The 19431-nt window shown below is 60.8% G+C and carries 18 protein-coding genes and 1 pseudogene; 16 read left to right on the top strand and 3 right to left on the bottom strand.

The annotated features are described in order from the left end of the window. A pseudogene (locus M9827_RS04535) lies at nt 1–1069 on the bottom strand (hypothetical protein); the annotation flags it as partial. 298 nt (nt 1070–1367) lie between these two features. Here M9827_RS04535 and flhA point away from each other — a divergent pair. The 14 genes from flhA (at nt 1368) to M9827_RS04605 (ending at nt 15919) form a co-directional block, all read left to right on the top strand. Next, nucleotides 1368–3497 (top strand): flagellar biosynthesis protein FlhA, encoded by a 2130-nt coding sequence (gene flhA / locus M9827_RS04540; protein ID WP_093439768.1) that lies wholly within the window; start codon nt 1368–1370, stop codon nt 3495–3497. 11 nt (nt 3498–3508) lie between these two features. Next, nucleotides 3509–4849 (top strand): flagellar biosynthesis GTPase FlhF, encoded by a 1341-nt coding sequence (flhF, locus tag M9827_RS04545; protein WP_250603789.1) that lies wholly within the window; start codon nt 3509–3511, stop codon nt 4847–4849. Nucleotides 4850–4965: 116 nt separating this feature from the next. Continuing rightward, a complete protein-coding gene (gene fleN, locus M9827_RS04550) occupies nt 4966–5796 on the top strand; it encodes a flagellar synthesis regulator FleN (protein WP_003222917.1) in 831 nt (276 codons plus the stop codon). Beyond that, the gene (gene fliA / locus M9827_RS04555; RefSeq protein ID WP_093439777.1) at nt 5793–6533 is read left to right on the top strand and encodes an RNA polymerase sigma factor FliA; all 741 of its coding nucleotides are present in this window, start codon (nt 5793–5795) and stop codon (nt 6531–6533) included. Before fleN ends, fliA begins: the two co-directional genes overlap by 4 nt. Nucleotides 6534–6699: 166 nt before the next feature. After that, nucleotides 6700–7071, top strand: a complete 372-nt coding sequence (locus M9827_RS04560) for a chemotaxis response regulator CheY (protein ID WP_024012118.1) — start codon at nt 6700–6702, stop codon at nt 7069–7071. A gap of 18 nt (nt 7072–7089) precedes the next feature. Beyond that, complete coding sequence (locus M9827_RS04565; RefSeq protein WP_042607546.1) at nt 7090–7878, top strand: protein phosphatase CheZ; 789 nt, start codon at nt 7090–7092, stop codon at nt 7876–7878. 54 nt (nt 7879–7932) lie between these two features. Then, nucleotides 7933–10209, top strand: coding sequence for a chemotaxis protein CheA (locus M9827_RS04570; RefSeq protein WP_250603791.1), 2277 nt, complete (start codon nt 7933–7935; stop codon nt 10207–10209). A 49-nt stretch (nt 10210–10258) separates the two neighbouring features. Beyond that, nucleotides 10259–11395 (top strand): protein-glutamate methylesterase/protein-glutamine glutaminase, encoded by a 1137-nt coding sequence (locus M9827_RS04575; protein ID WP_250603793.1) that lies wholly within the window; start codon nt 10259–10261, stop codon nt 11393–11395. Beyond that, a complete protein-coding gene (locus M9827_RS04580) occupies nt 11395–12135 on the top strand; it encodes a flagellar motor protein (RefSeq protein WP_003222929.1) in 741 nt (246 codons plus the stop codon). Before M9827_RS04575 ends, M9827_RS04580 begins: the two co-directional genes overlap by 1 nt. Before the next feature lie 12 nt (nt 12136–12147). After that, on the top strand, nt 12148–13038 hold the full coding sequence (gene motD / locus M9827_RS04585) for a flagellar motor protein MotD (protein WP_093439795.1): 891 nt from the start codon (nt 12148–12150) through the stop codon (nt 13036–13038). A gap of 43 nt (nt 13039–13081) precedes the next feature. Then, entirely contained in the window at nt 13082–13870 is a 789-nt protein-coding gene (locus M9827_RS04590) for a ParA family protein (protein ID WP_008077691.1), read from the top strand. Nucleotides 13871–13987: 117 nt separating this feature from the next. Next, on the top strand, nt 13988–14947 hold the full coding sequence (locus M9827_RS04595) for a CheW domain-containing protein (RefSeq protein ID WP_250603795.1): 960 nt from the start codon (nt 13988–13990) through the stop codon (nt 14945–14947). Between the two features lie 90 nt (nt 14948–15037). Continuing rightward, nucleotides 15038–15523 carry a chemotaxis protein CheW gene (locus M9827_RS04600; RefSeq protein WP_250603797.1) on the top strand — a complete coding sequence of 162 codons (486 nt, stop codon included), beginning with the start codon at nt 15038–15040 and terminating at the stop codon, nt 15521–15523. Next, on the top strand, nt 15524–15919 hold the full coding sequence (locus M9827_RS04605) for a DUF2802 domain-containing protein (protein WP_250603799.1): 396 nt from the start codon (nt 15524–15526) through the stop codon (nt 15917–15919). It abuts the gene before it with no gap. Between the two features lie 111 nt (nt 15920–16030). On the opposite strand, the gene M9827_RS04610 is transcribed toward M9827_RS04605, so the two are convergent. Beyond that, entirely contained in the window at nt 16031–16360 is a 330-nt protein-coding gene (locus tag M9827_RS04610) for an EscU/YscU/HrcU family type III secretion system export apparatus switch protein (protein WP_007919976.1), read from the bottom strand. After that, a complete protein-coding gene (gene fliK, locus M9827_RS04615; RefSeq protein WP_250603801.1) occupies nt 16357–17931 on the bottom strand; it encodes a flagellar hook-length control protein FliK in 1575 nt (524 codons plus the stop codon). The genes M9827_RS04610 and fliK overlap by 4 nt, the downstream gene beginning before the upstream one ends. Nucleotides 17932–18128: 197 nt before the next feature. Between fliK and ccmA the strand changes: the two genes are divergently transcribed. Next, nucleotides 18129–18764, top strand: a complete 636-nt coding sequence (gene ccmA / locus M9827_RS04620) for a cytochrome c biogenesis heme-transporting ATPase CcmA (RefSeq protein WP_034151524.1) — start codon at nt 18129–18131, stop codon at nt 18762–18764. Beyond that, complete coding sequence (gene ccmB, locus M9827_RS04625; protein ID WP_007919970.1) at nt 18761–19429, top strand: heme exporter protein CcmB; 669 nt, start codon at nt 18761–18763, stop codon at nt 19427–19429. The genes ccmA and ccmB overlap by 4 nt, the downstream gene beginning before the upstream one ends. Nucleotides 19430–19431 lie beyond the last annotated feature (2 nt).

Here is a 19431-nt window from a genome sequence, read left to right on the forward strand (position 1 = left end):
CCAGGCGGTAAGACAAGGTGATCTGGGACTTGGCCAACTGGCGCAGCACGGCGTTGGGGACCTTGATTTCAATAACGCTCGGCACGCTGGTCAAAGCAGTGCCTTTTACTTCCAGATCAATCGGCGCGCCTTCGACCGGCGTGCCCTTGATCTGGATGAACGGGATGTCGCCGATTTTGAACTTGCTCGTATCCGTGGCAATAACTTGCACGGTGCCGTTGGCGTCGCCCAGTTGGTCGACGTCCAGCACATTGTTTACTGTTTCCTTGAGCAACGGCGCACCCAGCCGGGTTGCATCCACCGCCACCTCTATGCGCTGCTCGGGGCTCCAGTCCCTGGAGCGGTTGAAGACGCAGTCGTACACCTCGAACACCACGGCCACGCCGGGCGCATCACCGGCCTCAACGATGATCTCTTTGGTGATGGTGATGATGATCGGCGCGTTGCCTTCGGCCTGCTCCTGAGTCAGCGGCTCGCTGAGTACGAAGATCCCACCCCAACTCACGCGACAAATATCGCCGGCCGCGGCGTAGGGATAGGGCGGTGTGCCATCGGCCTTGCCAATGCTGATCGGCACGCCGTCCTTGACGTTCTCCTCGTGGATGCCGCCGTCAACGATCTCCTGGGGAATGATCATGATCAGCTTGGAATGTCCGCCGTCACCGTTGTCATCATCGCCGCCCGGGCGCGTCAGCTTGACCAGCACCTGCATCACTTCGGACGGTTCATCCTTGCTCGCGCCCAGTAACCTGACGGAATAGGACACCGCAAACTCGCCATCGACCATGTGCCGGGGAGGCACGAACATGCGCAGTTGCGTCTTGACTTCGTCCTTGTTGACGGTCTCCACCCAGACGTTCTGCCCGGTGCCCCAAAAGACCGTCAACCTGTCGCCTTCGGCCATGTTGCCCCACGGCCCCGCCTGGCAAAGCAGGCCATGAAGCGGAAAGTTGTCCAGCGCCGCGGCGATGTTGATGCCCCAGACATCGGGATTCGTCGACACCGGGTCTTTGCTGCGACCGGGGATGCCGAGTTCTTCGAGGAGCATAGGTTCGATGGGGTTGGACATGGCGAGGACTCCGTGGCGGGAAGATGACGGAGTGATTGAACGGCTAAACGGCAGAATGCGCACCTGTCAGATCTGACAGGTGCGTAGGAGGATCCGACGAGCGGTTGTTTGTATCGCTGCTTGAGCGATGGGGAGTCTTTGAAGAAGCCTTCGCGAGCAGGCCATCCCGGTCAGCCGAAAACTCATGGTTGACCCCCTCTGTTTCAATCCTTGGCAAAAGTTGGAAAGCTTCTTGCAGTACCCGCCGTGAGCCCGCTCTGGGCGTCAAAAGTTTGCTTTAAAGGAACGGGGAAAACCGGTGGATCGCTCTCAGTTATTCAACACTGCTCGCACAAACGTTGCCGACCTCAGTCGAGGCAATCTGGGCGTGCCGTTGTTGCTGCTGGTCATGCTGGCGATGATGATGTTGCCGGTGCCGCCGTTCCTGCTCGACGTGTTCTTCACCTTCAACATTGCCCTGTCGATCGTCGTCCTGCTGGTTTGCGTGTACGCGCTGCGGCCGCTGGATTTCGCCGTGTTCCCGACGATTCTGCTGGTCGCGACGTTGCTGCGGCTGGCGTTGAACGTGGCCTCGACGCGGGTGGTGATGCTCCACGGTCAGGACGGCCACGCCGCCGCCGGTAAGGTGATTCAGGCCTTCGGTGAGGTGGTGATCGGCGGTAACTACGTGGTCGGTATCGTGGTCTTCGCGATTCTGATGATCATCAACTTCGTCGTAGTGACCAAGGGTGCCGGGCGGATTTCCGAGGTGAGCGCGCGCTTCACCCTCGATGCGATGCCCGGCAAACAAATGGCGATCGACGCTGACCTCAACGCCGGCCTGATCGACCAGAACCAGGCCAAGATGCGCCGTCAGGAAGTCGCCCAAGAGGCCGAGTTCTACGGTTCGATGGACGGTGCCAGCAAGTTCGTCCGCGGTGACGCCATCGCCGGCCTGCTGATTCTGTTCATCAACCTCATCGGCGGTATGGCCGTCGGTATCTTCCAGCACAACATGAGCTTCGGCGATGCGGGCAAGGTTTACGCCTTGCTGACCATCGGTGACGGTTTGGTGGCGCAATTGCCATCACTGTTGTTATCGACAGCGGCGGCGATCATGGTGACCCGTGCTTCCGGTTCGGAAGACATGGGCAAACAGATCAATCGTCAGATGTTCGCCTCGCCGAAAGCGCTGGCGGTGGCGGCTGGTCTGATGGCGGTCATGGGCCTGGTGCCGGGCATGCCGCACTTCTCGTTCCTGAGCATGGCTGCGCTGGCCGCTGGCGGCGCGTACCTGTTCTGGAAAAAGCAGAACGTCGCTAAAGTCGTGGCGTTGGAAGAGGTCAAGCGCCAGCAGGATTTGCTGCCGTCGCCGGCCCGCGCCATGGAAACCAAAGAGCTGGGCTGGGACGACGTGACGCCGATCGACATGATCGGTCTGGAAGTCGGTTATCGCCTGATTCCATTGGTCGATCGCAACCAGGGCGGGCAATTGCTGGCGCGGATCAAGGGCGTGCGCAAGAAGCTCTCGCAGGATCTGGGTTTCCTGATGCCGACCGTGCACATCCGCGACAACCTCGACCTGGCGCCAAGCGCCTATCGCCTAACGCTGATGGGGGTGATCCTCGCCGAAGCCGAGATCTATCCGGATCGCGAACTGGCGATCAACCCGGGCCAGGTGTACGGCACGCTCAACGGTATCAACGCCAAAGATCCGGCTTTCGGCCTGGAGGCGGTGTGGATCGAAATCAGCCAGCGTGCCCAGGCACAATCGCTCGGTTACACCGTGGTCGACGCCAGCACCGTGGTTGCGACCCACTTGAACCAGATTCTGTACAAGCACTCCAGCGAGCTGATCGGCCACGAAGAAGTGCAGCAACTCATGCAATTGCTGGCCAAAAGCTCGCCGAAACTGGCAGAAGAGCTGGTGCCGGGCGTGGTCACGTTGTCGCAGTTGCTCAAAGTGCTGCAAGCGCTGCTCGCCGAACACGTGCCGGTGCGCGATATCCGCAGCATTGCCGAAGCCATCGCCAACAACGCCGCGAAGAGTCAAGATACCGCCGCTTTGGTGGCTGCTGTGCGGGTCGGCGTATCGCGCGCCATCGTCCAAAGCATTGTAGGCACTGAGTCCGAGCTGCCTGTGATCACCTTGGAACCAAGGTTGGAACAAATATTGCTCAATAGTCTGCAGAAGGCAGGACAAGGCTCGGAAGAGGGCGTTCTGCTGGAGCCAAGCATGGCCGAGAAGCTGCAGCGTTCGCTCATCGAAGCGGCGCAGCGTCAGGAAATGCAAGGTCAGCCGGTGATCCTTTTGGTCGCTGGCCCGATCCGCGCGATGCTCTCGCGCTTTGGCCGCCTCGCCGTCCCTGGACTGCATGTGCTGGCCTACCAGGAAATACCGGACAACAAGCAAGTGACCATCGTTGCGACAGTAGGGCCCAACGGCTGAGGTAGTGGTTTATGCAAGTTAAGCGTTTCTTTGCCGCCGATATGCGTCAGGCCATGAAGCTGGTTCGTGATGAGCTGGGCGCTGATGCGGCCATCATTGGCAACCGCCGCATTGCCGGCGGTGTCGAGTTGACGGCGGCACTGGATTACAAATTGTCGGCGCTGGCGCCACGGGTTCCGAACATGGAACTCGAAGACGAGCTGCGCAAGACCCAGTCGCGCATCGTCACCGCCCAGGCTGAGCTGAGCCTGCGTGGCGAAGCCGACGGCAATAGCAATCGCCAGATCTTTGCCGGGCTGCCGTTGACCGCCGGCCTGCCGCTGACCGCCGCTGAACCGCTGACCGAACCGACTTACGCCGCTCCGGCGCGCCCGGCTCCGGTCCCTGCGCAGTCCTCCGGCGGTGTCGATCCGCGTGCACTGGATTCGATGCGTTTTGAATTGAACAGCCTGCGCGAGCTGATGGAAGTTCAGCTCGGCACCCTGGCCTGGAATCAGCTGCAAGGCAGCCGTCCGGCGCAAGCCAACCTGTATCGCCGTCTGCAACGTATCGGCCTGTCCGGCCCGTTGTCGCGCGATCTGCTGGCGATGATCACCGATATCGAAGAACCGCGTCAGGCCTGGCGCATGCTGCTGGCGCACCTGGCACGGATGATTGCCGTACCGGAAGTCGAGCCACTGGAAGAGGGCGGTGTGATTGCCATGGTCGGCCCGGCCGGCATGGGCAAGACCACTACGCTGGCCAAACTTGCCGCGCGTTATGTGCTGAAATACGGCGCGCAGAACGTCGCGCTGGTGAGCATGGACAGCTTCCGCATCGGCGCTCAGGAACAACTGAAGACCCTGGGCCGCATTCTCAACGTGCCAGTGACCCACGTTGATCCGGGCCAATCGCTGGTGCAAGCGCTGGACCCATTGCTGCGCAAACGCGTGGTGCTGATCGATACCGCCGGCCTGCAAGCCAGCGATCCAGCCCTGCGCATGCAGCTCGAAAGTCTGGCCGGGCGCGGCATTCGTGCAAAAAATTATCTGGTCTTGGCAACCACCAGCCAGAAACAGGTTCTAACCGCCGCTTATCACAGTTACAAGCGTTGCGGGCTTGCCGGCTGCATCCTGACTAAACTGGATGAAACGGCCAGCCTTGGCGAAGTGTTGAGCCTGGCGATCAGTCATGAATTGCCGGTCGCGTACCTGACCGATGGCCCACGGATTCCGGATGATCTGCATCTGCCGCGCCGTCATCAACTGGTCAGCCGCGCCGTCAGCGTGCAAATGCAGGAAGAACCCAGCGAAGAAGCCATGGCTGACATGTTCGCTGATATCTATCACAGCCCGACCAAGCAGGTAGGCTGAGGTATTCATGAACAGTTTTTGTACCTACATCGATGGTCTGCCATGCATTGTTCCGATCGGGAACGCGCAGCCAGTAATGTGGCCTCCGTCTATGCAAGACAAGGTAAAGAAATAACATGGGCAGCATGCATCCCGTACAGGTGATCGCGGTGACCGGCGGCAAAGGTGGCGTCGGCAAGACTAACGTGTCAGTGAACTTGTCGCTGGCGCTGGCAGAGCTTGGCCGTCGGGTCATGCTGCTGGACGCCGACCTCGGTCTGGCGAACGTTGACGTATTGTTGGGGCTGACCCCTAAACGCACGCTGGCCGACGTCATCGAAGGTCGTTGCGAGTTGCGCGACGTGCTGTTGCAAGGCCCCGGTGGCATCCGCATCGTGCCGGCGGCGTCCGGCACGCAAAGCATGGTGCACCTGAGCCCGGCGCAACATGCCGGCCTGATTCAGGCGTTCAGCGACATCGGCGACAATCTCGACGTATTGGTGATCGACACCGCTGCGGGTATTGGTGACTCGGTAGTCAGTTTTGTGCGCGCCGCGCAAGAAGTGTTGCTGGTGGTCTGCGATGAGCCGACTTCCATTACCGACGCCTACGCGCTGATCAAATTGCTCAACCGCGATTACGGCATGAACCGCTTCCGCGTCCTCGCCAACATGGCGCAGAGCCCGCAGGAAGGGCGCAACCTGTTCGCCAAGTTGACCAAGGTCACGGATCGCTTCCTTGACGTGGCCCTACAATACGTCGGCGCCGTGCCTTACGACGAAAGCGTGCGTAAAGCGGTGCAGAAGCAGCGCGCGGTGTACGAAGCCTTTCCGCGTTCCAAGTGCGCGCTGGCGTTCAAGGCGATTGCGCAGAAGGTCGATACCTGGCCGCTGCCCGCCAACCCGCGTGGCCACCTTGAGTTTTTCGTCGAGCGCCTCGTGCAGCAAACGGCAGGGCCCGTGCTATGACCGCAAGCGGTATGAACTACTACAAGAAGTCGGCACGTGACGCGCAGTACGAGCTGATCGAGCGTTACGCGCCACTGGTCAAACGCATTGCCTACCACTTGCTGGCACGCTTGCCGGCGAGTGTGCAGGTCGAAGACCTGATCCAGGCCGGGATGATCGGCCTGCTCGAAGTCTCGACCAAATATGACGCCAGCAAAGGCGCCAGTTTCGAAACGTACGCGGGCATACGAATCCGCGGCGCGATGCTCGACGAAGTGCGCAAAGGGGATTGGGCGCCACGCTCGGTTCACCGCAATACCCGTATGGTCAGCGACGCAATTCGCTCAATTGAAGCTAAAACCGGCCGTGATGCTAAAGATCACGAGGTTGCGGCCGAACTCCAATTGAGTCTCGACGATTACTACGGGATTTTGAATGACACCTTGGGCAGTCGCCTGTTCAGTTTCGACGACCTGTTGCAGGACGGCGAACACGAAGGGCTGCACGAGGATGGCGCGAGTGCTCATATGGAGCCGTCACGCGATCTGGAAGATGAACGCTTCCAGGCAGCGCTGGCGGACGCGATTGCCAATTTGCCGGAGCGTGAGCGACTGGTGTTGGCGCTGTACTACGACGAAGAGCTGAACCTCAAGGAGATCGGTGAAGTCCTTGGCGTCAGTGAATCGCGGGTCAGCCAGTTACACAGCCAGTGCGCGGCCCGTTTGCGGGGGCGTTTGGGGGAGTGGCGAGCGCGCTGAAGGCAGTGTGGGGACACTGCGAACGAGGCTGGTGCGGTGATGAACGGCACCGGTCTTGCTCTGTTGTGCTCCAGACAGTCTTCGAGTGCTGCGCCGATTGATTGAAGTGGCGCGTCCAGGTGCTGGGCGCGTTTAAGACTGCTTGGAGGTCGAATTGAACAAAGACATGAAAATCCTCATCGTTGATGACTTCTCAACGATGCGGCGGATCATCAAGAACCTGCTGCGTGATCTTGGGTTCACCAACACCGTCGAGGCTGACGATGGCACCACTGCCATTCCAGTGCTCAACAGCGGCAGCATCGACTTTCTGGTAACGGACTGGAACATGCCGGGCATGACCGGTATCGACCTGCTGCGCCATGTGCGTGCCGATGAAAAACTCAAGCACCTGCCAGTCTTGATGGTCACGGCTGAAGCCAAGCGCGAGCAGATCATTGAAGCCGCCCAGGCCGGTGTAAACGGCTACGTAGTCAAACCTTTCACGGCTCAGGCGTTGAAAGACAAAATCGAGAAGATTTTCGAACGCATCGGCTGATGAACGCGCGGGGGAGCTATGGAGCATAACGAATCTTCACAGGGCGATTTCGAATCGACCCTGAAAAAACACGCGGTCGAACTGGTCGAAAGCCTTGAAAAAGGCAGGTTCGGCGACGCTGTGCAACTGATCCATGAGCTCAATCAGACCCGTGACCGCGGCCTGTACCAGGAAGTGGGCAAGCTCACACGTGAACTGCACAGTGCGATCGTCAACTTCCAGATCGATCCGCACATGCCACAGGCCGAGGAAGTGTCGCAAATCACCGACGCCACTGAACGCCTGGGCTATGTGGTCAAGCTGACGGAAGCCGCGGCCAACCGCACCATGGATCTGGTGGAAAGCGCCACGCCGGTGGTCAACAGTCTGGCTGATGAAGCGCAGACCTTGAGCGCCGATTGGGGGCGTTTCATGCGTCGCGAGGTCGGGGCTGAAGAGTTCCGCGAACTGGCGCGCCGGGTCGACGGTTTTCTGTCACGCAGCAGCACGGACAACCGTGCAGTGTCGAGCAATCTCAACGACATCCTGCTGGCCCAGGATTACCAGGACCTGACCGGTCAGGTGATCAAGCGGGTGACCCAACTGGTCACCGAAGTCGAAAGCAATTTGCTCAAACTCGTGCTCATGGCCAGTCAGGTCGACCGCTTTGCGGGCATCGAACATGACCGCGCCGCGATGCTTGCAGAAAAAGATCCACAAAAACATCTCTCGCAGGGTGAAGGTCCGCAGATTCATGCCGATAAACGAGAAGACGTTGTGTCCGGTCAGGACGATGTGGACGATTTGTTATCCAGCCTCGGATTCTAGTGTTTTGGAATTTTAGGTTTTTTGGGTTTTTAGACCTGTAGGAGCACCCCATTAATGAGCTTCGGCGCCGATGAAGAGATCCTTCAGGATTTCCTGGTTGAGGCCGGCGAGATTCTTGAGCAACTGTCCGAACAACTGGTCGAGCTGGAAAGCCGCCCGGATGACGCAGATCTGCTCAACGCAATTTTTCGCGGTTTCCACACTGTAAAAGGGGGCGCCGGCTTCCTTCAGCTCAACGAGCTGGTGGAGTGCTGTCACATCGCCGAAAACGTGTTCGACATCCTGCGCAAGGGTGAGCGTCGCGTTGATGCAGAACTGATGGACGTTGTCCTCGAAGCACTGGACGCGGTGAACAGCATGTTCAGCGAAGTCCGCGAGCGTGCGCCGATCACCGCCGCCACCCCGGAACTGCTGGCCGCCCTGGCGCGCCTGGCCGAACCGCAATCGGCGGACGAAGCCCCGGCTTCGCCAGTGGCCGAGATGATCGAAGAACTGGTCGTCGAAGGCGACGCGTCGGGCGACATCACCGATAACGAATTTGAACAGCTGCTGGACTCGCTGAACGCCGTCAAGGCTGAAGCCGAAGCCCCGGCCGTTGCTGCCCCTGTGCAAACGGCTGCTGAAGCTGCGAGCGATGAAATCACCGATGCCGAGTTCGAGTCGTTGCTCGATCAGTTGCACGGCAAAGGCCAGTTCGCGGCGGATGCCGTGGCACCGACCGCTGCGGCGCCGGCAGCGCCTGCGGCGGGCGACAGCTCCGATATCACCGACGACGAATTCGAAGCCCTGCTCGATCAACTGCATGGCAAGGGCAACTTTGCCGTTGAAGCGCTGGAGTCGGCGATTGCCTCGGCACCGGCTGCGCCAGCCGCACCGACCGCTGCGGCGGCCGGCAGCGATCTGATCAGCGATCACGAGTTCGAATCGCTGCTCGACGAATTGCACGGCAAAGGCAAGTTCACTGACGTTGGTGCCGCGACTGCTGGCGCCGCTTCGACGGTGGCTGCGCCTGCTGCCAAGGCTGCGGCCGCTCCGGCTGCTGCGCCGAAAGCCGCGCCCAAGCCTGAGCCGAAAGCCGAAACGCCAAAACCGGCTGCCGCTGCTGCACCGGCTCCGGCCCGTGCCGCCGCTGCGCCGCCACCGGAAAAACCGGCTAGCGAAGCCGAGACCACCGTGCGGGTCGACACCGCGCGTCTCGACGAAATCATGAACATGGTTGGCGAGTTGGTGCTGGTGCGTAACCGTCTGGTACGCCTAGGCCTCAACAGCGGCGACGAAGCCATGTCCAAAGCCGTGTCGAACCTCGACGTGGTCACGGCAGACTTGCAGACCGCGGTGATGAAGACCCGGATGCAGCCGATCAAGAAGGTCTTCGGGCGCTTCCCGCGTCTGGTTCGCGACCTGGCACGTCAGCTCAAGAAAGAGATCAACCTGGAACTGGTGGGTGAAGAAACCGACCTCGACAAAAACCTTGTCGAGGCCCTGGCCGACCCGCTGGTCCACTTGGTGCGCAACGCCGTCGACCACGGCATCGAGTCGCCGGAAGAACGCGAAGCCTCGGGCAAGGCCCGTGGCGGTCGTGTTGTCCTGGCCGCCGAGCAGGAAGGCGACCACATCCTGCTGTCGATCTCCGATGACGGTAAAGGCATGGATCCGAACGTCCTGCGTTCGATCGCGGTAAAACGCGGTGTGATGGACAAGGACGCGGCCGATCGCCTCAGCGATACCGAGTGCTACAACCTGATTTTCGCCCCGGGTTTCTCGACCAAGACCGAGATCTCCGACGTGTCCGGCCGCGGTGTCGGCATGGACGTGGTGAAGACCAAGATTTCCCAGCTCAACGGTTCGATCAACATTTACTCGACCAAGGGCCAGGGCTCGAAGATCGTCATCAAGGTGCCGCTGACCCTCGCGATCATGCCAACCCTGATGGTGATGCTCGGCAATCAGGCGTTTGCGTTCCCGTTGGTCAACGTCAACGAAATCTTCCACCTCGACCTGTCGACCACCAACGTCGTCGACGGTCAGGAAGTGGTGATCGTGCGGGACAAGGCCTTGCCATTGTTCTACCTCAAGCGCTGGCTGGTCAGCTCCGCCGCTCACGAAGAGCAGCGTGAAGGCCATGTGGTGATCCTTTCGGTGGGCACTCAGCGGATCGGCTTCGTCGTCGATCAACTGGTCGGCCAGGAAGAAGTGGTCATCAAGCCATTGGGCAAAATGCTGCAGGGCACTCCGGGCATGTCCGGCGCCACCATCACTGGTGACGGCCGCATCGCGCTGATTCTCGATGTTCCAAGCATGCTCAAGCGTTACGCCACGAAGCGTATTTGAATCCGGGGTGGCGGGGCGACAACGTCCCGCTGCACCTAATGGAGTGTTTATGGCAGTCAAAGTCCTGGTGGTGGACGATTCAGGTTTTTTCCGCCGCCGCGTCTCGGAAATTCTTTCAGCGGATCCGAGCATCCAGGTGGTCGGCACCGCCACCAACGGTAAAGAGGCGATCGATCAGGCTCTGGCGCTCAAGCCGGACGTGATCACCATGGACTACGAGATGCCGATGATGGACGGCATCACGGCAGTGCGGCACATCATGCAGCGCTGCCCGACCCCGGTGTTGATGTTCTCCTCACTGACGCACGAAGGCGCTCGGGTCACCCTCGATGCGCTGGATGCTGGTGCGGTGGATTTCCTGCCGAAGAATTTCGAAGACATCTCGCGTAATCCGGAGAAGGTCAAGCAACTGCTGTGCGAGAAGGTCCACAGCATCTCGCGCAGCAACCGTCGCTTCAGTGCCTACAGCGCGCCTGCGCCTGTGGCTGCGCCAGCCCCGACGCCTGCTCCGGCAGCGTCGAGCTTCAGCAGCCACAGCACCAGCGCGCCGGCACGTCCGGCCCCTGCGCCGGCACCGACTCGCGCGCTGGCGGCCAGTGCTTCGTCGCCAGCACCGAAACGCAAGGCCTACAAACTGGTTGCCATCGGGACATCGACCGGCGGCCCGGTGGCCCTGCAACGTGTGCTGACCCAGTTGCCGGCGAACTTCCCGGCGCCGATCGTGCTGATCCAGCACATGCCGGCAGCGTTCACCAAGGCCTTCGCCGAACGCCTCGACAAGCTCTGCCGCATCAGCGTCAAGGAAGCCGAGGATGGCGACATCCTGCGTCCGGGCCTGGCGCTGCTGGCACCGGGTGGCAAGCAAATGATGATCGACGGCCGTGGCGCGGTGAAAATCCTCCCGGGTGACGAGCGTCTGAACTACAAGCCGTGCGTGGACATCACCTTCGGTTCGGCGGCGAAATCCTACGGCGACAAAGTTCTGGCGGTAGTGCTGACCGGTATGGGCGCCGACGGCCGTGAAGGCGCGCGTCTGCTCAAGCAGGGCGGCAGCGCGGTGTGGGCGCAAGATGAGGCCAGCTGCGTGATCTACGGCATGCCGATGGCCATCGTCAAAGCCGACCTCGCCGATGCGGTGTACAGCCTCGACGACATCGGCAAGCACATTGTCGAGGCGTGCCTCTGATGGATGTTCTAAGCCTTATCGGGATCATCATGGCGTTCGTCGCCATCATCGGCGGCAACTACCTGGAAGGTGGACACCTCGGTGCGCTGGCCAACGGCCCGGCGGCGCTGATCGTACTGGGCGGCACCATCGGTGCCGCACTGCTGCAATCGCCGATGAGCGCGTTCAAGCGCGCCATGCAGATCCTCGCCTGGATTCTGTTTCCGCCACGGGTCGATCTGGCCGGCGGCATCGATCGCGTCGTCAACTGGAGCCTCACCGCGCGCAAGGAAGGCCTGCTGGGCCTGGAAGGCGTGGCCGATGCCGAACCCGACAACTACTCGCGCAAAGGCCTGCAATTGCTGGTCGACGGTGCTGAGCCGGAAGCGATCCGCAGCATCCTTGAAGTGGATTTCTACACCCAGGAAGCCCGCGACATCGAGGCCGCAAAAGTCTTTGAAAGCATGGGCGGCTACGCGCCAACCATCGGCATCATCGGTGCGGTGATGGGCCTGATCCACGTGATGGGTAACCTCGCCGATCCGACGCAATTGGGCAGCGGCATTGCCGTGGCCTTCGTCGCGACCATTTACGGCGTGGCCAGTGCCAACCTGGTGTTATTGCCCGTGGCGGCCAAGCTGAAGTCAATCGCGTTGCGGCAGTCGCGTTATCGCGAAATGTTGTTGGAAGGGATCTTGTCGATCGCCGAAGGTGAAAACCCTCGCTCCATTGAGTTGAAGCTGCAAGGCTTCATGGATTAAGGGAATAACCTCATGGCTCGTCGTCGCCACCAGGAAGAACACGTCAATCACGAGCGCTGGCTCGTGTCCTACGCGGATTTCATCACGCTGTTGTTCGCGTTCTTCGTGGTGATGTACTCGATTTCGTCGATCAACGAAGGCAAGTACAAAGTCATTTCCGAAGCGCTGATCGGGGTCTTCACCGACTCCGACCGCTCGCTCAAACCGATCCCGATTGGCGATGAACGACCGAAGACCGTGACCCCGGCCAAGCCGCTGGTCAAGGACGCCGAGCAGGTCGACGCCGGTATTGCCGGTGCCAGCGATCCGCTGAAAAGCATCGCCGATGACATCAGCGCCGCGTTCGGCGACTTGATCAGCTCCAACCAGATGACCGTGCGCGGCAACGAGTTGTGGGTCGAGATCGAACTCAATTCCAGCCTGTTGTTTGGCAGCGGCGATGCGATGCCGAGTGATATCGCGTTCAACATCATCGACAAGGTCGCGGCGATCCTCAAACCGTTCGACAACCCGATCCACGTCGAAGGTTTCACCGATGATCAGCCGATCCGCACCGCTCAGTACCCGACCAACTGGGAGCTGTCCTCGGCGCGTTCGGCGAGCATCGTGCGCATGCTGGCGATGCAGGGCGTCAACCCAGGTCGCCTGGCGTCGGTGGGTTACGGTGAATTTCAGCCGGTGGCCAATAACGCCACCGCTGAAGGCCGCGCGAAGAACCGTCGCGTGGTGCTGGTGGTGTCGCGCAATCTCGATGTGCGCCGCAGCCTCACGGGCACCGGAACCGCCCATGCGCAACCGGACGCTGCGTTGAAGCGTGCTGGCACACAAACTGCACCGACCCCGGTCAAGACGCCGGGACGCGAGAGTGCCGTCAATTCTCCGTCACCCGCATTAACACGCTGAGCTATGTCTCGGTCGAGCATATCGGCCGGGAGGAACGAACTGAATGAGAGTCTGGGCAGTCGCCAATCAAAAGGGTGGTGTCGGTAAAACCACATCTTCCATCGCTTTAGCCGGATTGCTGGCCGAGGCGGGCAAGCGCGTGGTTGTGGTCGATCTCGACCCGCACGGCTCGATGACCAGCTATTTCGGCTATGACCCCGACAGCCTGGAACACAGCAATTACGACCTGTTTCTGCACAAGGGCAGCGTGCCGCAAGGCCTGCCGGGGCAGTTATTGTTGTCGACCAGCGATGAACGTATTTCGCTGCTGCCGTCGAGTACCGCACTCGCCACCCTGGAGCGTCAGTCGCCGGGGCAGAGTGGTCTGGGCCTGGTGATCGCCAAGAGTCTGGCGCAGCTGTGGCAGGACTTCGATTATGCGGTGATCGACAGCCCGCCGTTGCTCGGCGTGCTGATGGTCAACGCCCTCGCGGCGAGCCAGCAACTGGTGATCCCGGTGCAGACCGAACACCTCGCCGTCAAAGGCCTGGAACGCATGGTCAACACCCTGGCGATGATCAACCGCTCGCGCAAACAGGCGTTGCCGTTCAGCATCGTGCCGACCCTGTTCGATCGCCGCACGCAAGCCTCGATGCATACCTTGCGCGTGCTGCGCGACAAATTCCCCGACGAGATCTGGCAGGGTTATATCCCGGTCGATACCCGTCTGCGCGACGCCAGCCGAGCCGGTGTCACGCCTTCGCAATTCGATGGCAAGAGTCGTGGCGTGCTGGCCTACCGTGCGCTGCTCAAGCATCTGTTGGCGCAACAACTTGTTCCGCAGGTGGCTTGAGATGAGGTTGAACCTTGTAGGAGCTGCCGCAGGCTGCGATCTTTTGATCCGGCTTTTTGGCGCTTCTGAAAAGATCAAAAGATCGCAGCCTGCGGCAGCTCCTACAGGGGACTGTGCATGAACCGGCCTTTGAAGTTGACGTCGAAGCCGCAATTGGCGCTGCAGTCTTATCTGGATAATTTGCTGCAGGAAATTCCTGAGGAGCTGCCGCCGGTCATTGAGCCGCAGCCTGAAGTTGTGGAAAGCAGCGAGGCGCTGGACGAGTTCCAGGCCGCGGTGCTGGAAGAGCAGGCGCGTGATGCACAGAAAGCGGCCAGGCCTGCCGCGCCGGTTATCGCGCCTGCCGTTGCGGCGGTGGCGAACGCACCGGTGGCATTGATCGAAGAGGCCGAGCCGGTTCGCGCGCCGGTCTCGACACTGGCGCCGTTGCTGCAAACCCAATTGCTGAAAACCGTGCCGGAACCCGCGGTGGTCGAACCAGCTCCGGCTCCAGTTGCGCCCGCGCCGATTGAGCAGACGCTGGTTCCGCCGCTGGTGGAAGTGCATCTGCCGCCGAACAACACGCCGCCACCGGTGGAAACCGATGGTCGCCCGGCCTGGGCCTCGGAAGCGTTCGAATGCCTGTTGTTCGACGTCGCCGGCCTGACCCTCGCCGTGCCGCTGGTGTGCCTTGGTTCAATCTATTCGCTGGCCGGCCACGAGCTGACACCGTTGTTCGGCCAGCCGGAATGGTTCCTCGGGATCCTGCCGAGCCAGGCCGGCAATCTGAAAGTGTTGGACACCGCGCGCTGGGTCATGCCCGATCGCTATCGCGATGACTTCCGTCAGGGCCTGCAGTACGTGATTTCGGTACAAGGTTACGAGTGGGGGCTGGCGGTGCATCAGGTCAGCCGCTCGTTGCGTCTGGACCCGAATGAAATCAAATGGAGAAGTCACCGGGGTCAGCGGCCATGGCTTGCCGGCACCGTGATTGAGCACATGTGTGCATTGCTTGATGTTTCCGCACTGGCCGAGTTGATCGCCAGCGGTGGGGCAAAGCACCTCGGCGGCCAAAAGCCGCTACATAAACCGACATAGCAGCCGACATAACAATCAGGCGACGGCATTTTTGAATGCCGCCACACAGAACACACACCGCCCAGAGCGGTTTTTTCGAGGGGTCAGGGTATGAGTAGTCAGGCGACGAATGCAAAAGGTTCTGAAGATCCGATCCTGCAATGGGTGACCTTCAAACTGGACAACGAGACCTACGGCATCAACGTGATGCGCGTGCAGGAAGTGTTGCGCTACACCGAGATCGCCCCGGTGCCGGGCGCGCCGAGCTACGTGCTGGGCATCATCAATCTGCGCGGTAACGTGGTCACCGTGATCGACACCCGTCAGCGCTTCGGCCTGCACAGCGGCGAGATCAGCGACAACACCCGTATCGTCATCATCGAAGCCGACAAGCAAGTCGTCGGCATCATGGTCGACAGCGTGGCCGAAGTGGTTTACCTGCGTCAGTCGGAAATCGAGACGGCGCCGAACGTCGGCAACGAAGAGTCGGCCAAGTTCATCCAGGGCGTGTGCAACAAGAACAACGAGTTGCTGATCCTGGTCGAGCTGGACAAGATGATGAGCGAAGAAGAATGGTCGGAACTGGAGAGCATCTGATTGATTCTCGAGGTCGCGGTCATTGTCCTGTTCCTCTTCTGGGCAGGCACACTGGCAATGTTTGTGTCGTACATCAAGGCGCAGCGAGTGATCGCTGCGCAACAGGCCCAGGGCGATGCGCTGCGTGATCAGCGCATCAAGGACCTGGCCAAGCGTGTCGACGATTACCAGAACGGCAACGTGCGCATGGGCGACGCCCTGCACGAGTTGCGCGCGGTGGTGAATCCGTTGCCGGACAAGATTGTTGCGCTTGAACAACGCGACCCGTCGAGCCTGTCATTCGCCCAGGCGGCGAAACTGGTGGGCATGGGCGCAAGCGTCGATGAACTGACTCAGTCCTGCGGGTTGACCCAGGCTGAGGCGGAGTTGATGCGCAAGCTTCACAAAAGCAGCTAGTAGCTTCGAGCTTTTAGCGGCAAGCAAGATCAAAAGATCGCAGCCTTCGGCAGCTCCTACAGAGATCTCATGTAGGAGCTGCCGAAGGCTGCGATCTTTTGCTTTTAAGGCTCAGTAATCATCCCCGCGATCGGTGATGTCCTTCTCGACCATCGGCGCATTCGGGTCCTGCCCTTCGGGGAATTTGCCCTTCAGATTCCACGCAAACGCGATGATCTCGGCGATGGTGCGATACAGCTCTTCGGGAATGCTGTCGCCCAGTTCCATGCGCGCCAGCAAGCGCACCAACTCAGCGTTTTCATAAATTGGCACTTCGCAATCGCGAGCAATGCGCAGGATTTCTTCGGCCAGTTCGTCATCCCCTTTGGCGGTGAGGGTCGGGGCGTGGTTGCCGTCGTATTTGAGGGCGATGGCCTGGCGTGGGGCAGTGGAATCGTTCATGCGGTTTCGTCGACCCAGCGGTGTTCGAGACGGGTTTGGTTGCCTTGCGGCGGGGTGCCGTGGTGGCAGTCGATATCGCCGACGTTGAGCCCGCGATCGAGCAGACGCTGGCGCAGGGCAAACAGGTTGTTTTCGATCAGGTCCGCAGTGTACGGGCGTTCGGCCCACAGTTGGCTGGACAGGCTGCCGGCGATCAGTTGCGCCTGAATCTGCAGCGGCCCGAGCGGTTCCATGTCGAACGCCAGATCGACGCGCCACAATTGTTGCCTGGGCTCGCGCTCATCGCGGCGCTCGTTCGGTTGCGGTTCTCGCTCCGGCGCTTCTTCACGCTGAAACTTGACCTGCAACGGCACGATGTCCTGCAGGTTGCGCATGGGGATTTCCAGCTGCCAGGTGCTGAGCAGGCGCCCGTCGTCGGTGACGCCGGTCTGTTCCAGGCTCGACAGCTGATGGCTTTGCAGGCGCGAAACAGCGGCAGCGGCGAGGCGCAGCAACTGTTCCAGATCGCCTTCGCCGTCCAGGCTTTGCAGCAAACGCTCGGGCAGCGGGAAGCTGCTGGGTAGCGGTTTCGCGCTGACCTGGCCAAGCATGCCTAGCGCGTTGCGGACGAAACTCGGCAGCGCTTGCGCCAGGGTGTTGGCGGCGATGATCGCGTTGAAACTGGTGTTGCTCGGCAGGCCCGGGGTCAGTTGTGCGATCAGCTTGAGCAGGTCGGCTTTCATGTCCGGGGCTAGCGTCGGGTTCTGCCCGGTCAGCAGTTTGGCTTCGAGGAACGCGCCGCTGTTGGCCAAGGCCAGTGCCACGCCTTTGGCGGTACTCAGTTGCTGCACGTCCGGCAGGCTGGCGAGCAGTTTGTCGACCACGGCACGCAAATCCTGCGAGGTCTGATCGGTATCGCTCGGCAGGTTTTGCAACGCGTTCAGCAACCCCGTCAGGGAGGCCTGACGACTTTGCTGGCCGAGCAGTTGCTGACTCACGGCCAGTTGTTCCTGGCGGCTGCTCATCGGCAGGAATTTCAGGGTTTGTGCGTCTTCGACCAATGCCGAAAGCAGGGTGCCGATGCGCAGCGGTTGCGGGCTGTCGATGGTCAGTGTGCTGCCGCTCTGTGCGGTGTTGAGCAGGCTGACCAAGGAGCGGAATACCGCCGCTTGCCCCGGCGTCTGCGGCAGCGCCTGCGAGGTCAGCACCTTGCCTTGCAGCAGTGTGCCGACCGGCAATTGCGCGGTGTCGATGCGGGTGAGGGCGGCGACGCTGCTGGCAATGGCTTGCTGCACGGTAATCGCCAGATTGCCCGCCGAGGGCTGGGTGATCGCCAGACTGGTGCCTTGGGGCAGCGGCAGATTGCTGGTCGCCTGCACGGTGGTCTGGCGTCCGCCGTCGACGGTCACCTTGAGCAATAACTGAAAGGTCTGGTCCGCCTGCTTGAGCGACAACACCTCGGCCTTGGCGCTTTGCCCGGCGCCGATCAAGCCTTCGACCGGGGTCAGCAGCTTGAGCAGCTCACCGACCTGCGGGCGAACGGTCGCCGGGGTGGTGGGCGGGAGCGGGAGGATGTTCATTTCGCCTGTCATACGCGGACACAACCTGAGGAAAATGCACTCTTGAGAGTAAGGCACGGCATGTATAATGCCGCCCGTCTTGCGCTTCGTTCAAAAAACATAGCAATTGTTTGACCCAGCTCTCTAGATCGAGCCGTCAATGCGTCTATGCTGCATCTCTTTAACGGCCGCGCCAGAGCCGACTTGAACCGTATAAGGCCCGTGATCCCTTGACCAGTCCTGTCCTGCAAACCGTTGCCCTCGCGTGTGAACGTGATCTCAGGTTGCTCTTCGAAAATCTCGAATTGAGACTGGCCAGTGGCGATATGGTGCAGATCAGCGGGCCCAACGGCAGCGGCAAAACCAGTTTGTTACGTTTGCTATCCGGGTTGATGCAGCCGACCGCCGGACAAGTCCTGCTCAATGGCCAGCCGCTGACCGAACAACGCAGCGAACTCGCACGCAACCTGCTGTGGATCGGCCACGCCGCCGGGATCAAGGATTTGCTCACCCCGGAAGAAAACCTCTCCTGGCTCTGTGCCCTGCATCATCCCGCCGAGCGCGACGCCATTTGGCAAGCGCTGGCAGCCGTAGGATTGCGCGGTTTCGAAGATGTTCCCTGCCACAGCCTGTCCGCCGGTCAGCAACGCCGCGTGGCGCTGGCGCGTTTGTATCTGGACAGCCCGCCGCTGTGGATTCTCGATGAGCCGTTTACCGCATTGGACAAGCAGGGCGTGGCGCAACTGGAAGAACACTTGGCCGGGCACTGCGAGCGCGGCGGTCTGGTGGTGTTGACCACGCACCACACGCTGAGCCGGATGCCGGCCGGTTATCGCGACATCGATCTGGGGAACTGGGCAGTATGAGTGTGTTTGGCCTGCTGGTTGCCCGTGAATCCCGACTGCTGTTTCGCCGCCCGGCGGAACTGGCCAATCCGCTGATTTTCTTTGCCATCGTCATCGCTTTGTTCCCGCTTGCCGTCGGCCCGGAAACTCAAGTGTTGCAAAACCTGTCTCCCGGGTTAGTCTGGGTGGCGGCGCTTTTGTCAGTCCTGCTCTCGCTGGACGGGCTTTTCCGCAGTGATTTCGAAGACGGATCCCTGGAACAGTGGGTCCTTTCGTCGCACCCGCTGCCACTTCTGGTCTTGGCCAAGGTGCTGGCACACTGGCTCTTCTCCGGTCTGGCACTGGTTTTGCTCTCACCGCTGCTGGCGTTGATGCTCGGTTTGCCTGCTGCCTGTCTGCCGGTTTTGCTGCTTTCGTTGCTGCTGGGAACACCGGTGCTGAGCTTGCTCGGCGCGGTGGGCGCGGCACTGACGGTCGGTCTGAAACGTGGCGGTCTGTTGCTGGCGCTGCTGATTCTGCCGTTGTACATCCCGGTGTTGATCCTTGGCAGTGGCGCCTTGCAGGCCGCGTTGCAAGGCATGCCGGCGACCGGGTATCTGCTGTGGCTTGGTAGCCTGACCGCTCTGGCGATCACCCTGACACCGTTTGCAATAGCTGCTGGCCTGAAGATCAGCGTCGGCGAATAATG

The organism is Pseudomonas sp. AKS31, from assembly GCF_023634765.1.
Taxonomy (GTDB): domain Bacteria; phylum Pseudomonadota; class Gammaproteobacteria; order Pseudomonadales; family Pseudomonadaceae; genus Aquipseudomonas.

Excerpts from the sequence above, each read along its gene's own strand:
- fliA (WP_093439777.1), top strand. The coding sequence starts at position 5,793 with ATGACCGCAAGCGGTATGAACTACTACAAGAAGTCGGCACGTGACGCG.
- fleN (WP_003222917.1), top strand. The coding sequence starts at position 4,966 with ATGGGCAGCATGCATCCCGTACAGGTGATCGCGGTGACCGGCGGCAAA.
- motD (WP_093439795.1), top strand. The coding sequence starts at position 12,148 with ATGGCTCGTCGTCGCCACCAGGAAGAACACGTCAATCACGAGCGCTGG.
- M9827_RS04600 (WP_250603797.1), top strand. The coding sequence starts at position 15,038 with ATGAGTAGTCAGGCGACGAATGCAAAAGGTTCTGAAGATCCGATCCTG.
- M9827_RS04610 (WP_007919976.1), bottom strand. The coding sequence starts at position 16,360 with ATGAACGATTCCACTGCCCCACGCCAGGCCATCGCCCTCAAATACGAC.
- M9827_RS04560 (WP_024012118.1), top strand. The coding sequence starts at position 6,700 with ATGAAAATCCTCATCGTTGATGACTTCTCAACGATGCGGCGGATCATC.
- fliK (WP_250603801.1), bottom strand. The coding sequence starts at position 17,931 with ATGACAGGCGAAATGAACATCCTCCCGCTCCCGCCCACCACCCCGGCG.
- flhF (WP_250603789.1), top strand. The coding sequence starts at position 3,509 with ATGCAAGTTAAGCGTTTCTTTGCCGCCGATATGCGTCAGGCCATGAAG.
- M9827_RS04590 (WP_008077691.1), top strand. The coding sequence starts at position 13,082 with ATGAGAGTCTGGGCAGTCGCCAATCAAAAGGGTGGTGTCGGTAAAACC.
- ccmB (WP_007919970.1), top strand. The coding sequence starts at position 18,761 with ATGAGTGTGTTTGGCCTGCTGGTTGCCCGTGAATCCCGACTGCTGTTT.
- M9827_RS04565 (WP_042607546.1), top strand. The coding sequence starts at position 7,090 with ATGGAGCATAACGAATCTTCACAGGGCGATTTCGAATCGACCCTGAAA.
- M9827_RS04580 (WP_003222929.1), top strand. The coding sequence starts at position 11,395 with ATGGATGTTCTAAGCCTTATCGGGATCATCATGGCGTTCGTCGCCATC.
- M9827_RS04595 (WP_250603795.1), top strand. The coding sequence starts at position 13,988 with ATGAACCGGCCTTTGAAGTTGACGTCGAAGCCGCAATTGGCGCTGCAG.
- M9827_RS04570 (WP_250603791.1), top strand. The coding sequence starts at position 7,933 with ATGAGCTTCGGCGCCGATGAAGAGATCCTTCAGGATTTCCTGGTTGAG.
- M9827_RS04575 (WP_250603793.1), top strand. The coding sequence starts at position 10,259 with ATGGCAGTCAAAGTCCTGGTGGTGGACGATTCAGGTTTTTTCCGCCGC.